Here is a 15,263-nt window from a genome sequence, read left to right on the forward strand (position 1 = left end):
GTGCGGCGGTTTCGGGAACACCCGGCCGGTGTATGCGGGCCACGGCCCCCCGGGCGCCCCAAAAACCAGGCGGGGTGGTTGCGCCCCCCGCCCCCCCCGCGCCGCGCCGATCCATCGCGCGATCGAAGCGGGCGACGCCGAATCGGGCATTACGCTCATGCAAATGGACGCGGGCCTCGACACCGGCGCGATGATCCGCGAGGGCCGCACGGCTATTGGCGCGGACGACACCACCGCCACGCTGCACGACCGCCTCGCGAAACTTGGCGCGGATCTGATCGTCGCGGCTCTTCGCGACCTCGAACGCGACGGCGCGCTGCCATCGAAACCGCAGCCTGACGACGGCACGACCTACGCACAGAAGATCGCCAAGAACGAGGCCGCGCTCGACTGGCGGCGTCCGGCAGAAACGCTTGCGCGTCAGGTGCGCGCGTTCGACCCGTTCCCCGGCGCGGTCGGCACGCTCGATGGCGTCGCGATCAAGATCTGGTCCGCGCAGCCGGTGAGCGGCGAGTGGCAAGCCGATCCGGGCACCATCGTGGATGTGTCGGCGGAAGGAATCGTCGTCGCCTGCGGAACGGGCGCGCTCAGGCTCACGCAGTTGCAAAAGCCCGGTGGCAAGCGCCTGCCCGTGCGCGAGTTTCTCGCGGGCGCGCCGCTTGCCCGAGGTCAGCGTTTCGCGCTGCAGGAAACCGATCCGGACGCTTGACCCAGGCTTGAAGCACGCGCGACGGACATGTAACGCATGCGTCGCGCGGCGCTAGAATCGTGAATCTTCAACACGCGCACGCTTGGAGTTTCCGATGCTCGGCATTACCGGTTTTGCCTTCTTTCTCGTCGCCGTCTTTCTGCTGAATGTCACGCCCGGCCCCGATACCGCCTATATCGTCGGGCGCAGCGTCGCGCAGGGACGCGGCGCGGGAATCGTATCCGCGCTCGGCATCTCGGCGGGCTGCATCGTTCATACGCTCGCGTGCGCATTCGGATTGACGGCGATTCTCGCGGCATCGGCCACGGCGTTCACCGTCGTCAAGATCGCTGGCGCGATCTACCTGATTTATCTCGGCGTGCGGCTCATTCTCACGAAGCACGACAAGGCCGTAGACGCTCACGCAGCACGAACCAGCGCGCAAGCCGCGCCAAAATCGCTGCATCAATTGTTCGCGCAAGGCTTCGTCACGAACGTGCTGAATCCGAAAGTCGTGCTGTTTTTCGTCTCGTTCTTTCCTCAATTCGTCGCGGCGGACAGCCAGCACAAGACGCTCGCGTTTCTCACACTCGGACTCGTGTTTATCGCCATGAGCACGGTCTGGAACAGCTTCGTTGCGTGGATCGCGGGCAGCGTCACCGAACGTTTTTCGGGCAAACCGGGGATGAAAAAGTGGCTGGACCGCGGTGTGGGCACGGCGTTCGTCGGCCTGGGACTGAAGCTCGCGACGTCACATCGCTGAACGCAACAACCCGATTGAATTTTTCGCGGACGCCCCTATCTAACGATTTGCTTACAATGAGCGTCCTGGCCAGTGTGGCCGGGACCATCGCGCAAAGTGCGCACCGTATTAGGGATAGGAGTTCCTGACATGTTCAACTGGGTCAAAACCGCGATGCTGATGGCTGCGATCACGGCCCTCTTCGTCGTGATCGGCGGGATGATCGGCGGGTCGAAGGGCATGATGCTCGCGCTCGTCGTCGCGCTCGGCATGAATTTCTTTTCGTATTGGTTCTCGGACAAGATGGTCCTGCGCATGTACAACGCGCAGGAGGTCGACGAAACCACTGCGCCGCAGTTTTATCGCATGGTGCGCGACCTGGCCACGCGCGCTCAGTTGCCAATGCCGCGTGTCTACCTCATCAACGAAGACGCGCCGAACGCGTTTGCAACCGGTCGCAATCCGGAACACGCGGCCGTCGCGGCGACCACCGGCATCCTGCGCGTGCTGTCCGAGCGCGAAATGCGCGGCGTGATGGCGCACGAACTGGCGCACGTGAAGCATCGCGACATTCTCATCTCGACCATTTCGGCGACGATGGCCGGTGCAATCTCCGCGCTCGCGAACTTCGCCATGTTCTTCGGTGGCCGCGATGACGAAGGGCGCCCGTCGAACCCGATTGCGAGCATCGCGGTGGCTATCCTCGCGCCTATTGCGGGCGCGTTGATCCAGATGGCCATTTCTCGCGCGCGTGAATTCGAGGCGGATCGCGGCGGCGCGGAGATTTCCGGCGATCCACAGGCGCTCGCCAGCGCGCTCGAGAAAATCCACGCGTATGCGTCCGGCGTGCCGTTCCCCACGGCGGAAGCGCACCCGGCCACGGCGCAGATGATGATCATGAATCCGCTGTCGGGCGGCAGCATCGCGAACTGGTTCTCGACGCACCCGGCGACGGAAGAACGCGTCGCGCGCTTGATGGAAATGGCGCGCACCGGGCGCATGTAATCCGGGGCGTCGTCACGACGCGTAACACCGAAGGCCGTTCCAGTCACGCTGGCGCGGCCTTTTTCCTTTGTGGTGCGAAACGCGCAAGCACCGGGCCACGAAGCCTTGCACGTTACAATCGTCGTTCGAATCGATGTTCACACGAAGTCGCACGACCTTACACATGACCGACAAGCCTTCCCGGCGACTTTCCACCGCGCCGCACTCGGCGCGCGGAGCGACTCATTTGAGCGCGCTGCATCTTGCTCCCGATTCCCTTGCGTTCGCGCTCGACGGCGCGGCGCAGGCGGTCGGCGCCGTGCGCGCGGGATCGGCGTTGCCGGCCGCCTTGCAGACGGTTGTCGCCGCGGGCAGGCAGCCGGCGGCGCGGGGCGCGATTCAGGACATTGCGTATCGCGCGATGCGCCGTCTCGCACTTGCCGATGCGCTTTTGCATAAGCTCGTCCGCAAGGCGCCGCCGCCGCACGTGACCAACGTGCTGGTCTGCGCGTTCACGCTGCTCACCGACGACGAAGCGCACGCGGCCTACGCGCCGTTCACCGTCGTCGATCAGGCGGTGACCGCCATCGCCACGCGCCGCGAGTTTGCTTTCGCGAAGGGCCTCGTCAACGCCGTGCTGCGCGGCTTTCTGCGCGAACGCGATGCGCTCCTCGAAGAAGCGCGTGTGAGCGAAGTCGCGCGCTGGAATTACCCGCAATGGTGGATCGACGCCGTGAAGCGCGGTCAGCCGGACGCGTGGCAAGACATTCTCGATGCGGGCAACGTGCAGGCGCCGCTCACGCTGCGTGTGAGCGCGCGTCACGTCACCGTCGATGCCTATCTCGAACGCTTGCGGCAGGAGCATATCCAAGCGGAAGCCGCCGGCCTGCACGCGGTGCGCCTTGAAACACCGCTGCCGGTCGAGCGTATTCCGGGCTTCGCGGATGGCGTCGTCTCCGTGCAGGACGCGGGCGCGCAACTCGCGGCACAAGCGCTCGACGCGCGTGACGGCATGCGCGTACTCGACGCGTGCGCCGCGCCTGGCGGCAAGACCGGTCATATCCTCGAACTCGCGAATGTCGAACTCGTCGCGCTGGAAAGCGATGCGACTCGCGCGGGACGTATCGGCGAAAATCTCGCGCGCCTCAAGCTGCACGCCGAGATTTGCGTGGGCGATGCCGGCGATCCTTCGCAATGGTTCGACGGCGCGCCGTTCGATCGCATTCTCGCGGACGTGCCGTGTTCGGCCTCGGGCATCGTGCGGCGTCATCCGGACATCCGCTGGTTGCGGCGGCCCTCGGACATCGCGACGCTCGTCGAAGAACAGCGGCGCATTCTCACGGCGCTCTGGCCGCTCGTCGCCAAGGGTGGCGAGTTGCTCTACGTGACTTGCTCGATCTTTCCCGAGGAAGGCGAAGAGCAGGCTCGCTGGTTTGGAAGCACGCATGAAGATGCGGTACGATTGGACGCGCCGGGCCAGTTGCTGCCGACCAGGGCGCGTGCCGGTGCGGGCGCGGGCGCGGCAAACGGGTCACGGGACAGTACACAAGTGGCCGGCCAGCCATCGAACGGGAACGCGGAAGCTGCATCGAGTTACCGCGCGGACCACGACGGATTCTTCTACGCGCGCTTTCAGAAACGGTGACGATCAAACGCCTTTTTCCGCTTCGGCTTGCGCTCGTCGTCTGGACCGCGCTGACGTTCTGCCTGTATTTCGCGGCAGCGGATTCCGCCTTCGCCGAAACCATTTCCGTGCAGCGGGCTTCGTTGCAGTCGGACAATAACGGCTGGAATCTCGATGCCCATTTCGACTTCGACCTCAACAGCAGCCTCGAAGAAGCCGTGAATCGCAGCGTGCCGCTCTATTTCACCATCGACTTCAACTTGTCCCGGCCGCGCTGGTACTGGTTCGACGAGGAGCCGGTGAATGTTTCGCAGAGCATCCGGCTGTCTTATCAGCCGTTGACCAATGAATATCGCGTGTCGACCGGCGGCCTGCAATTGCGCTTTGCATCGCTCAACGAAGCCATGGCGGTGATCAAGCACGTGACATCGTGGCATGTCTTCGACCGCAATCAGGTGCATCCCGGCGAAACCTATAACGCATCGGTGCGCATGCAACTCGACATCGCGCTGATGCCCAAGCCGTTCCAGATCGACGCGGTGAACAACCGCGACTGGAACCTTTCATCGGACTGGAAGCGTTTTACTTTTACGGCGGCAGAACGTGCGAAATAGATTTCGACGCGGCCGCACGGACATGAAAAGTCTCGTCGTCCGGTTGCTGGTCTCGACAGTGGCGGTCACGGCGGTTCTGCTGCTCGTGATGCTCGCGCTCGCCAGCGCCAATACCGAATTCTTCGACCGCTATTACGGCTGGCTCTACGCGGCGAACGTGGCGATTGCGCTCATCTTCATGCTGATCGTGATCAGCCTCACGGCGATCATCGTGGCGCGCGTGCGGCAGGGCCGCTTCGGCACGCGGCTACTGGCCAAGCTCGCGTTGATCTTCGCGCTGGTCGGCGTGCTGCCGGGCGCAATCATCTACGTCGTGTCGTATCAGTTCGTGTCGCGCAGTATCGAATCTTGGTTCGACGTGAACGTCGAGACCGCGCTCACGTCGGGTCTCACGCTCGGGCGCGGCATGTTGCAGACATCGCTCGCCGACTTCAAGGCGCGCGGCCGGCAAATGAGCGATCAGCTTGCTAGCGCGGATCAGTCGAGTCTCACGCTTTCGCTCCTGCGGTTGCGCGATCAATACAACATTCAGGACGCGGTCGTGTTCGAGCGTCCGCGCGATCAGTACAACCGCGAGGATCTGTCCGCGAATAACGGCACGCAGCGCGTGTCGGGATTGCGCACTATCGCGCAGGCCTCGGGCAACTACTATTCGCTGTTGCCGACGAACGAGCCGACCGGCTCGATGCTGAAGGAGGCGCAAGATCATCCATATGGCGCAATAGAAGGCGAGATCGACGGCGATCCATCGTCCACCGGGCCGAAAGGCGCGTTGCGATTGCGGGTGATCACGAAGATCCCCGATCCCACGACGACCACGGAATTTCAGCACGTCGATCGCTTCCTGCAGATCGAGCAGCCGGTGAGTCAGGAACTCGCGCGCAACGCGGATGCCGTGCAGCGCGCGTATCGTGAATATCAGGAAAAGCGGCTGGGGCGCACGGGCTTGCGCAAGATGTATATCGGCACGCTGACGCTCGCGCTCTTTCTCGCCACGTTCATCGCGATGATGCTCGCGCTCGCGCTTGGCAATCAGCTCGCGCGACCGCTGTTTCTGCTCGCGCAAGGCACGAAGGAGGTGGCCGAAGGCGACTACACGCCAAAACGCGAGATTAATTCGCGCGATGAACTCGGCTTTCTCACGCAGTCGTTCAACGCGATGACGCGGCAGCTTTCCGAGGCGCGCGCGGCGGTGGAAAACAACCGCATCGCGCTGGAGCATTCGAAGGCGTATCTGGAAAGCATTCTCGCGAATCTCACGGCGGGCGTGTTCGTGTTCGACCGGCAGTTTCGGCTCACCACTGTCAATCGCGGCGCGGAACGCATCTTCCGGCAGCGCTTTATCGGCTTGCTGAATCAGCCGCTCGATCAGATCGATGCCCTCGGCGAGTTCGGCGCGATGGTCAAGAAAGCCTTCGCCGAACGCGATGCCGCCGCTGTCGGCAGCGGGCATCCCATTGGCGATCGCGGACACTGGCAGCAGCAAGTCGCGGTGACGGTGCCTGGCGAGAACGAGCCGCTCACCTTGCTCGTGCGCGGCACGCAGTTGCTGAGCGCCACCGACGCCGACTCCGACGACGCGGAAACCACCGGCTATGTCGTCGTGTTCGACGATATCTCCGACGTGATCTCCGCGCAACGTTCCGTGGCTTGGGGCGAAGTGGCGCGGCGCCTTGCGCATGAGATCAAGAATCCGCTCACGCCCATTCAGCTTTCCGCCGAACGCCTGCAAATGAAGCTCGCGGACAAACTCGCCGCGCCGGACGCCGAAGTGCTGAGGCGCGCATCGACGACCATCGTCAATCAAGTGCAGGCGATGAAGCAGATGGTCGACGATTTCCGCGAATACGCGCGCACGCCGCCGGCCGTCCTCGGTAATCTGCAATTGAACGAACTGGTCGCCGAAGTGCTGACCTTGTACGGCATCGAGGAAGGCAAGAGCGCGATCAAGGTGGACCTCACGAAACTGCCGGTAATTCGCGGCGATGCCACGCAGATAAGACAGGTGATTCACAACCTGTTGCAGAACGCGCAGGACGCCGTGGCCGATGTCGCGGAGCCGCGCGTGCTTCTCGAAACGAGAACAGTAGAATATGGCGAGCCTGACGCATCGGGCCATGCGCGTGTCGCGGTACGGCTCACGGTGTCGGACAACGGTTCGGGCTTCCCGGCGCGCATCTTGTCACGCGCTTTCGAGCCGTACGTCACGACGAAAGCAAAGGGCACGGGACTAGGACTTGCAACGGTGAAGAAGATCGTCGACGAGCACGGCGCGCGCATCGACATTCGCAATCGGTCGAAGAACGCGGATGTCATCGAGGGCGCGCAGATATCGATTCTGTTTCTTCAACTCGCGGACGATACCGCCGCTCCCGGCGCGACGACGCGGGGAACGGGCACGGCAGCGAATCACGGAACGACAAAAGCAACAGTGCAGACAAGGGCAGCTTAAATGGCGACCATCCTGGTAGTAGACGATGAAATGGGGATCCGGGAACTGCTCTCCGAGATCCTGAGCGACGAAGGCCACGTGGTGGACGTGGCGGAGAACGCGCAACACGCGCGCGACTACCGCTTGCAGCAGACGCCCGACCTCGTGCTGCTCGACATCTGGATGCCCGACACCGACGGCGTAACGCTGCTGAAGGAGTGGGCCGCGCAGGGCAAGCTCACGATGCCGGTGATCATGATGTCGGGGCACGCGACCATCGACACGGCCGTCGAAGCGACGAAGATCGGCGCGCTCAATTTTCTCGAGAAGCCGATCGCGTTGCAGAAACTGCTGAAGGCGGTCGAGCAGGGCCTGGCGCATGGAAGCGCGGCGCCCGCGGTCGTGTCATCGACCAAGCCGCTGACGAGCGCGGGGGCATCCGGCGTGCCGGTGGCCGCTGCGCTGCCGAGCGCGTCGGCGTTGAACGCCACACCCGGCGACGCGGCTTCGGGCGGGGCATCGCCGAACGCGGGACAGACGGCATCGATCTCGTTCGATATTCCCTTGCGCGACGCCCGCGATGCTTTCGAGCGCGCGTACTTCGAATATCACCTCGCGCGCGAGAACGGCAGCATGACGCGCGTCGCCGAAAAGACAGGGCTCGAACGTACGCACTTGTACCGCAAGCTCAAGCAATTGGGCGTCGATCTCGGAAAGAACAAGAACGACGTTTGACCCGCGGCATCGAGCCGATTGCGTCGAATTAGAGAAAAATTCGGCTCAAGGCTTGAGCCTCGTGCATCACTCTGATATAGTCTTACTTCTCCGATGGCCCGGTAGCTCAGTTGGTAGAGCAGCGGATTGAAAATCCGCGTGTCGATGGTTCGATTCCGTCCCAGGCCACCAGAATTAAGAAGCCCGAGAGTGTCATCACTCTCGGGCTTTTTCTTTTGCGGCCGGGCTTTTGTCAGGCTCGGTATCTGCACGAAACAAGCGAAAAAAGCGGACAGGCGTTTGATTTGCCTGTCCGCTTTTTTTTGCTTCATGCGGCCCCGACTGCGAGCCGCTTGAAAGAACATCTTTACTTCGGGTTTGCCGTGACGAAGTTCTTGAATGCCGTGTAAGCCGCCTTCACCGTCTTGCCGTCGTTCTTGATCAGACCGTAAGCACCTTCGCCGCCCGCCGGATCGTCGTACAGTTCGTACGTCTGGATAGCCTGGATGTTGTACTTCGTCGCCACCGAGACGAACTGAGCCATCATCTTGTTGCCGACGAGGTACGACGCGATCTGTTGATCCGTGCCCATGTTCGGACGCACGCCGAATTCGTTGATCCAGATCGGCTTGCCCATTGCCTGCAGCGTCGCAAGGATGTCGTGGCAGCCCGTGCCGCCGCATGCGTTCGTGATGTCGCCCTGGTCCGAGTACCAGTGCCATGCGGTGACGTCCCAGCTCACAACAGGGTGACCCGTCGTGCCGTCCGGCTGTGTGCCGGCCGCGAGCATCTGGTCGAAGCCGTAGTGCATCCATGCGCCGCCGCCCATGATGATCTTGCCCGCCGTATCCACCGACTTCACGCCGGCGATCATGCCGCGGATCACGCCACGCGCAATCTGGAACTTCTTGTTGTCGAAGTGCTGGGGATAGACGCCATCCACGTTGCCCGTGAGGCAGTCCGCTTCGAGTTCATTGCTGACTTCATAGTACGGATACTTGCTCGCGGCGGCCGTCTGCTGGCCGAGCGCAAAGCCTGCGTTATAAGCATCGGTTTCGCTGTTGAAGTCGATACCCATCAGCATCACCGGATACACGGTCACGCCGCCTGCCGCCATCGTCTTCGCAATGCCCGCGAGCTTGGTCGCCGCAGCCTGGCTATAGACCTCGTTGCGGTACAGCTTCACGCCGAGATCCTGCAGTTGCGACAGTTGCAGCGCGGGGCTGGAAATGTCGTATGCGCCGCCTTCGTTATTGTGGCCGTTCGCGCCGTAGAAGATCTTGGTGGTGGTCGGCGTGGCAGGCGTCGTGGCCTTCGTGTTCGACACCGTCACGCTGACGTTTTGCACCGAGCGCACGCTGTTCGATGCATTCGCCGCCGTGATCTGCCACGTATGCACGCCGTTGACCTGACGCGTGGTATCGACGGTCGTCGAGAATGCCCCGCTTGCGGGCACGGCATCGCGCGCTACCTTGTTGCCCGTCGTCATGTCGACGACAGAAACCGTGGTCCATTTCGATCCGGTCGTGCCTTTCACGGTCACGGTGCCGGTCGCGGTTGCGTTGACCGTCGGCGCCGTCACGACGAATGCCGATGTATTGCGCTTCGAGGCTTCAGCGGTCGATGCGAGGTCGAAGGCGTCGTTGCCGGCCCCGCCGCACGCGGTGAGCAGCACGCTGGCGACGATCGTGGCGGCAATCAGACTTGCCTTGGGAGCGGTGAAGGCGAAACGGGCAGGGGTATGGGTCGAATTCTTCATATTATTAGTTAGCGTTACTAATGATGTGTTGTGCGTCGGCTCAGAAAATGAGTGCGTTGACCAAAGCGCCGGAAATGAATCGGCAAATCGGTTACGGACCTGCGTCCCGCTTAACCCTGCGGATGGGTGCCGGGAGCGAGTTCATTCGGATGCCGAATGAAATTGCCCCGAAGGGTGGGCAGATCAGTCCAACGGCAATGCCGGACGCTGCCAGACAGCCGGACCAGCGCCGGTCGTCCACACGTTTCGAGCGCCTGGAGCGATTGCGGCGTATTAACCTATGGACCGGCACGAAGAAAAAGCCACGCGCTTGCTGCGTTTAAACGTTTGCGCGTTGAATTCGCCTTCAGGCGCGAATTCTGGTAAAGCGGAACTTATTGCTTGACGCAAACCGTCTTTCGGGACGATTACCTAGAATTACGGCTCATCGGCGCGGACCTTTAGCTTTTAAAGACAGTTTTGCCGATTTCATTTTGGCAGATAAGTATATATTTCCGAATTTGAGTGTGTCGCACACAGTTGCGACGGATAACCGGGAGGTCATCCACGACCGCGTGTGTGGAAAAGATGATCCATTCAAGTGACGGCGTTTCCTTATAGAAGAATGACCTTCAGCCGCGTGGTGGTATGTCTCCCGCAACCAGAGTTCGGTGCGTATCGCCGGCCTTTACCGATAATCCGTGCTGAATCTTCGAAGCGTTTTGGGTAACTCTTCGCTCGGCGCAGCGAGCCTAACGATCGGCAAACAATCGCGCTGCGTGATAAAATCCGCATCGAATTAAGGACTTGCCTGTCCTCGGACCGCAGGTCCTTTTTGTTTTTCGACGTTGTGGCTCACAGGTGCGGCCGGTCAAAAGCGTGCCAATTCTGGCGACGCCTTCGTATATGGGACATAAGAGTCGCCGCACGTGGGGAAAGGGTCGTCGGCCTATACTGAAACGTCGGGGTAAAAGCATGTCTCTCTTACCGACCGGCGACATGGCCCGCAGGCCAATCTCAAACACGGAGTTTCACGGTGACTCGTACAGACGCTAAGGACAGCGCGCTCGTGCTGTTTTCCGGCGGACAGGACTCGGCCACATGCCTTGCCTGGGCGCTCGAACGCTATAAGACCGTCGAGACGCTGGGTTTCGACTATGGTCAGCGGCATCGCGTCGAACTCGAGTGTCGTGACGGTTTTCGCGCCGCCGTGCTGCGCGATTTTCCGCATTGGGCTGAGCGGCTCGGCGAAGACCACACAATCGATCTATCGGTTCTCGGCGCCATCAGCGATACCGCGATGACACGCGAAATCGAGATTCAGTCGACCGCAAGCGGCCTGCCGAACACCTTCGTGCCCGGACGCAATCTGTTGTTCATGACGATCGCGGCGGCGGTGGCGTATCGGCGCGGATTGAAAGTTCTCGTCGGCGGCATGTGCGAGACGGATTTCTCCGGTTATCCCGATTGCCGTGACGACACCATGAAAGCGCTGCAAGTGGCGCTCAATCTCGGCATGGAGACGCGTTACGCGCTGGAAACGCCGCTGATGTGGCTCGACAAGGCCGACACGTGGCGTCTGGCTGAAACGCTCGGCGGCGACGCGCTCGTCGAATTGATCCGCGTCGAAACGCATACGTGCTATGTAGGCGAGCGCGCCGAGCTACACGACTGGGGCTTCGGCTGCGGCCAATGCCCGGCGTGCAAGCTGCGCAAACGCGGTTACGAGGCATACCGCGCGGGCGAGCAAGTCACTATCGCGCCGGTTTGAACTCCAATTGATCACAGAGCAGTCATGACGTACGCAGTGAAGGAAATCTTCTACACGTTGCAAGGCGAGGGCGCGAACGCAGGGCGTCCGGCCGTGTTTTGCCGCTTTGCCGGCTGCAATCTGTGGTCGGGTCGCGAGCAGGATCGCGCTGAAGCCGTCTGCCAGTTCTGCGATACCGACTTCGTCGGCACCGATGGCGAGAACGGCGGCAAATACCGCACGCCCGCCGAACTCGTCGCGATGATCGCCTCGCTCTGGCCCGAAGGCGAGGCGAACAAGTTCGTCGTCTGCACGGGCGGCGAACCGATGCTGCAAATCGACCAGCCTTTCGTCGATGCCCTTCACGGCGCCGGCTTCGAAATGGCTATCGAAACGAATGGCTCGCTGCCGGTACTCGACAGCATCGACTGGATTTGCGTGAGTCCGAAAGCCGACGCACCGCTCGTCGTGACCAAGGGCCATGAGCTGAAGGTCGTCGTGCCGCAGGACAACCAGCGCCTCGCCGATTACGAAAAGCTCGATTTCGAGTACTTCCTCGTCCAGCCAATGGACGGCCCGTCGCGCGACATGAACACGAAGCTCGCGGTCGACTGGTGCAAGCGGCATCCCAAGTGGCGGCTGTCGATGCAGACGCATAAATATTTGAACATTCCCTGACAGACGGTCCCGCCGACGTGCAGACGATTACCCGAAAACTCGAATTCGATGCGGGCCACCGCATCCCCGATCACCGCAGTCAGTGCCGCAATTTGCACGGGCATCGTTACGTGCTCGAAATCACGCTGCAAGGCGATCTCGTGGATGTCGAAGGCGCGCCCGATCGCGGCATGGTCATGGACTTCGCGGATGTGAAGTCGCTCGCCATGGAGCATCTCGTCAACAAGTGGGATCACGCTTTCATCGTCTACGAAGGCGACGTGAAAGTACGCAATTTTTTGCAGTCGATGGCCGATCACAAGACTGTCGTGTTCGACCGTATTCCGACGGTCGAGAATATGGCGGCGGTCGCGTTCAAGATTCTCGCGGAAGTCTACGACGCGCATTACGGCGTCAATCTCAAGCTCAAGCGCCTTCGCTTGTACGAAACGCCCAATTGTTGGGCCGACGTGGAACACGCCTGACGCATCCGGCGGCGCGGCCCACGCCTGCGTCGCCGTCACGGTATCATCGCTCGTTGAATCGCCCGTCTTCCGCGGCGACACAAACGGAGCGCGAGTAATGCCGTCATTCCTTCCGCCGTTTTTCCGCTTCTCGAAGCGCGCCCAACTTCCAGGAGTCGCGCAATGAGCACCTTTACGAATCCCCTCAAGCAACGTCTCTCCGAACCCGGCGCGCTCTTCGGCCTGTGGCTGTCGCTTGGCAGTGCCGATGCCGCCGAAGCGCTCGCGCACGCGGGCTTCGACTGGCTGTGTATCGACATGGAGCACTCGCCGAACGATAGCCGCGACGTCGTCGATCAGTTGCGCGCGATCGCGGCGGCGCATCTGCCGAGCGAGCCGATCGTGCGCGTGCCGTTCTCCGATGGCTGGCTCGTCAAGCGCGTGCTCGACGCGGGCGCGCGCACGCTGATGTTCCCCAACGTGCAATCAGCCGACGATGCCGCGCGCATCGTGCAGCTCACGCAGTATCCGACCGAAGCCCAGCTCGACGGCTTGCGCGGCGTCGCGGGCATGGTGCGCGCGGCTGCGTACGGCATGCGGCGCGACTACGTGACGGGCGCGAACGCGCAGATCGCGACCATCGTGCAGATCGAATCGGTGGCGGCGCTCGAAGCCGTCGACGAGATCGCGGCGACGCCGGGCATAGACTGCCTCTTCATCGGGCCCGCGGATCTCGCGGCAAGCCTCGGCCATCTCGGCGACATGAAGCACCCGGATGTGCAGGCAGCCATCGACAAGGTTGCGGCAGCCGCGAAGCGCGCGGGCATCGCGAGCGGCATTTTCGCGATCGATGTCGCTGGCGCGCGGCAATATGCGCAAGCCGGCATTAACCTGATCGCGCTCGCCGCCGATGTCATGTGGCTCCTGAAGGCGACGCGTCAGGCTTTGCAGGAGGCGAGAGCATGAACACGGCTTGGCGTGGCGGCATCGCTGCGGCCTGTCTGATGTTCGGCGTGGCGTTCGCGGCCAACGCGCAGTCGCAGACGATGCCAAAGCCGACGGACCTCGCGACGCAAAACGCAGTCGCCGATTACAACGCGGGCAATCTCGTCTCAGCGCGTTCGCAGTTCCGTCGCGCCGCGCAAAAGGGCAGCCGCCTCGCCGAATTCAATTACGCGATGATGCTGCTGAACGGCGAAGGCGGTCCCGCAAATGTCCCTGAAGGCAAGAAGTGGTTGCGTAGCGCCGCCGACGCCAACATGTCTCACGCGCAGTTCGTGTACGGCAAGATGTACGACGACGGCCAGTTCGTGGACAAGGACCCGGCGGAAGCGCATCGCTGGTTCTTGCGCGCCGCGAGTCAGGGACACGTGCAGGCGGAACTCGCGCTCGCCAACCAGTTTCTCGATGGACGCGGCACCACGCGCGACAACGAGCAGGCATTCACCTGGTACAAGAAGGCGGCGGAAGGCGGCGACATGACCGCGCAATACGTGGCGGGATCGTTCTACGAACGTGGCGGCGATGGCGTCGAGCGCAATCTCAACGTCGCGCGTGCTTATTACGCGGCGGCCGCCGCGCAAGGCGATCCGGCGGCGAAGCTCAAGTACCTGCAACTGAGCGCGGAGCTGGAAAAGCAAAAGCCGCAGTGAACATGACACTGCGGCTTTTTCGGGACACGGGGATTGAGGCTAGCCTTGCATCAATCGCTTCTGTCGCGCGACGCTCATGATGAGTCCAACAGCGACGCCGAGCGTGGTGAGCGCTGTCCCGCCGTAACTCATGAACGGCAATGGCACGCCGACCACGGGCAGAATTCCGCTCACCATGCCGATATTGACGAACGCGTAGGTGAAGAACGCGAGCGTGAGCGAACCGGCCAATAATCGCCCGAAGAAGGTGGCGCCGTTTGCCGCGATGAACAGTCCGCGCGCGATCAGCGCCATATAGAGAAAGAGCAGCACGAGCCCGCCCGCGAGGCCGAATTCCTCGGCGAACACCGCGAAGATGAAGTCCGTGTGCTTTTCGGGGATGAATTCCAGGTGCGCCTGCGTGCCCTTCAGCCAGCCCTTGCCGAGCGTGCCGCCGGAGCCGATGGCAATCACCGCCTGAATGGTGTGAAAGCCTTTGCCGAGCGGGTCTGAAGTCGGATCGAGCAGCGTGCAGATACGATGCTTTTGATAGTCGTGCATCATCGGCCAGTTCACTTCGGGCTGGCAGATGCGGTTCTGGAACACCGCCACGCACGCGATGACGACCACGGCCGCCGCGAGCACCGGCACGATCAGCTTGAAACTGAGTCCCGCGAAATAGATGACGAACATCCCCGCCGCGAACACGAGCACTGCCGTCCCGAGGTCCGGCTGCTTGGCGATCAGCGCAACGGGCAGCAGCAGAATGACGAACCCAGCAACGTAATCCCACCAGCGAATGTTGCCTTCACGCCGCTGGTAATACCACGCGAGCATGAGCGGCATCGCTATCTTCATGATTTCCGACGGCTGGATCACCACGCCGACATTGAGCCAGCGTTTTGCACCCTTGCGCGTGAGCCCGAACGCCGCGACCGCTATCAGCAGCGCCACGCCGACGGTGTACAGCGGGACGGCGAAGCGCATCAGCGTTTGCGGCGGGATATTGGCGAGCACCCACATCAGCCCGAAGGTCAGCATGATGTTGCGCAGTTGGTCTTCCACGCGGCCCGGCATGTCGATACTCGCGCTATACAGGGTCACGATTCCCACGCACAGCAACAAGAAGACGATCAGCGCGAGCGGCTTGTCGAAGCCCGCGAACATGCGCTTTGCGTGCTCTTTCCAGACGTGCTTGTCGAAGGTGAGTTGCATGCCGGTCATCC

Annotated in this window: 13 protein-coding genes, 1 tRNA gene and 1 pseudogene; 13 read left to right on the forward strand and 2 right to left on the reverse strand. The window is 62.1% G+C overall.

The features are described from left to right. Nucleotides 1-85: 85 nt before the first annotated feature. The 8 genes and pseudogenes from NCR98_RS00405 to NCR98_RS00440 all read left to right on the forward strand — a co-directional run. Nucleotides 86-709 (forward strand): annotated as a pseudogene (locus NCR98_RS00405) (methionyl-tRNA formyltransferase); the annotation flags it as partial. A 94-nt stretch (nucleotides 710-803) separates the two neighbouring features. Further along, complete coding sequence (locus NCR98_RS00410) at nucleotides 804-1,451, forward strand: LysE family translocator (RefSeq protein ID WP_250462559.1); 648 nt, start codon at nucleotides 804-806, stop codon at nucleotides 1,449-1,451. Between the two features lie 129 nt (nucleotides 1,452-1,580). After that, complete coding sequence (gene htpX / locus NCR98_RS00415) at nucleotides 1,581-2,435, forward strand: zinc metalloprotease HtpX (RefSeq protein WP_244826731.1); 855 nt, start codon at nucleotides 1,581-1,583, stop codon at nucleotides 2,433-2,435. 163 nt (nucleotides 2,436-2,598) lie between these two features. Beyond that, nucleotides 2,599-4,059 (forward strand): 16S rRNA (cytosine(967)-C(5))-methyltransferase RsmB, encoded by a 1,461-nt coding sequence (gene rsmB / locus NCR98_RS00420; RefSeq protein ID WP_250525266.1) that lies wholly within the window; start codon nucleotides 2,599-2,601, stop codon nucleotides 4,057-4,059. Further along, nucleotides 4,056-4,652, forward strand: a complete 597-nt coding sequence (locus tag NCR98_RS00425; RefSeq protein ID WP_250462564.1) for a DUF4390 domain-containing protein — start codon at nucleotides 4,056-4,058, stop codon at nucleotides 4,650-4,652. The genes rsmB and NCR98_RS00425 overlap by 4 nt, the downstream gene beginning before the upstream one ends. A gap of 22 nt (nucleotides 4,653-4,674) precedes the next feature. Then, nucleotides 4,675-7,104 (forward strand): sensor histidine kinase, encoded by a 2,430-nt coding sequence (locus NCR98_RS00430; RefSeq protein ID WP_284502940.1) that lies wholly within the window; start codon nucleotides 4,675-4,677, stop codon nucleotides 7,102-7,104. Further along, on the forward strand, nucleotides 7,105-7,818 hold the full coding sequence (esaR, locus tag NCR98_RS00435; RefSeq protein WP_250462569.1) for a response regulator transcription factor EsaR: 714 nt from the start codon (nucleotides 7,105-7,107) through the stop codon (nucleotides 7,816-7,818). It begins immediately after the preceding gene. Nucleotides 7,819-7,913: 95 nt separating this feature from the next. Continuing rightward, nucleotides 7,914-7,989: transfer RNA gene (locus tag NCR98_RS00440), tRNA-Phe, on the forward strand. Nucleotides 7,990-8,164: 175 nt separating this feature from the next. Here NCR98_RS00440 and NCR98_RS00445 read toward each other — a convergent pair. Beyond that, complete coding sequence (locus tag NCR98_RS00445) at nucleotides 8,165-9,076, reverse strand: glycoside hydrolase 5 family protein (protein WP_250462896.1); 912 nt, start codon at nucleotides 9,074-9,076, stop codon at nucleotides 8,165-8,167. A 1,495-nt stretch (nucleotides 9,077-10,571) separates the two neighbouring features. Between NCR98_RS00445 and queC the strand changes: the two genes are divergently transcribed. From queC to NCR98_RS00470, 5 genes are all read left to right on the forward strand, one after another. Next, the gene (gene queC, locus NCR98_RS00450) at nucleotides 10,572-11,306 is read left to right on the forward strand and encodes a 7-cyano-7-deazaguanine synthase QueC (RefSeq protein WP_244826736.1); all 735 of its coding nucleotides are present in this window, start codon (nucleotides 10,572-10,574) and stop codon (nucleotides 11,304-11,306) included. Between the two features lie 24 nt (nucleotides 11,307-11,330). Beyond that, complete coding sequence (gene queE, locus NCR98_RS00455; protein WP_250525267.1) at nucleotides 11,331-11,963, forward strand: 7-carboxy-7-deazaguanine synthase; 633 nt, start codon at nucleotides 11,331-11,333, stop codon at nucleotides 11,961-11,963. Between the two features lie 17 nt (nucleotides 11,964-11,980). After that, nucleotides 11,981-12,427, forward strand: coding sequence for a 6-carboxytetrahydropterin synthase QueD (queD, locus tag NCR98_RS00460; RefSeq protein WP_250525268.1), 447 nt, complete (start codon nucleotides 11,981-11,983; stop codon nucleotides 12,425-12,427). Nucleotides 12,428-12,589: 162 nt separating this feature from the next. Next, the gene (locus NCR98_RS00465; RefSeq protein ID WP_250525269.1) at nucleotides 12,590-13,372 is read left to right on the forward strand and encodes an HpcH/HpaI aldolase family protein; all 783 of its coding nucleotides are present in this window, start codon (nucleotides 12,590-12,592) and stop codon (nucleotides 13,370-13,372) included. Continuing rightward, on the forward strand, nucleotides 13,369-14,058 hold the full coding sequence (locus tag NCR98_RS00470) for a tetratricopeptide repeat protein (protein ID WP_250508443.1): 690 nt from the start codon (nucleotides 13,369-13,371) through the stop codon (nucleotides 14,056-14,058). Before NCR98_RS00465 ends, NCR98_RS00470 begins: the two co-directional genes overlap by 4 nt. A gap of 39 nt (nucleotides 14,059-14,097) precedes the next feature. Here the strand turns inward: NCR98_RS00470 and rodA are convergent, their stop codons facing one another. Then, a complete protein-coding gene (rodA, locus tag NCR98_RS00475; RefSeq protein ID WP_244826741.1) occupies nucleotides 14,098-15,252 on the reverse strand; it encodes a rod shape-determining protein RodA in 1,155 nt (384 codons plus the stop codon). Nucleotides 15,253-15,263: the final 11 nt, after the last annotated feature.

Origin of the sequence: Caballeronia sp. GAWG2-1, assembly GCF_023631405.1 — a bacterium.
Lineage (GTDB): Bacteria > Pseudomonadota > Gammaproteobacteria > Burkholderiales > Burkholderiaceae > Caballeronia.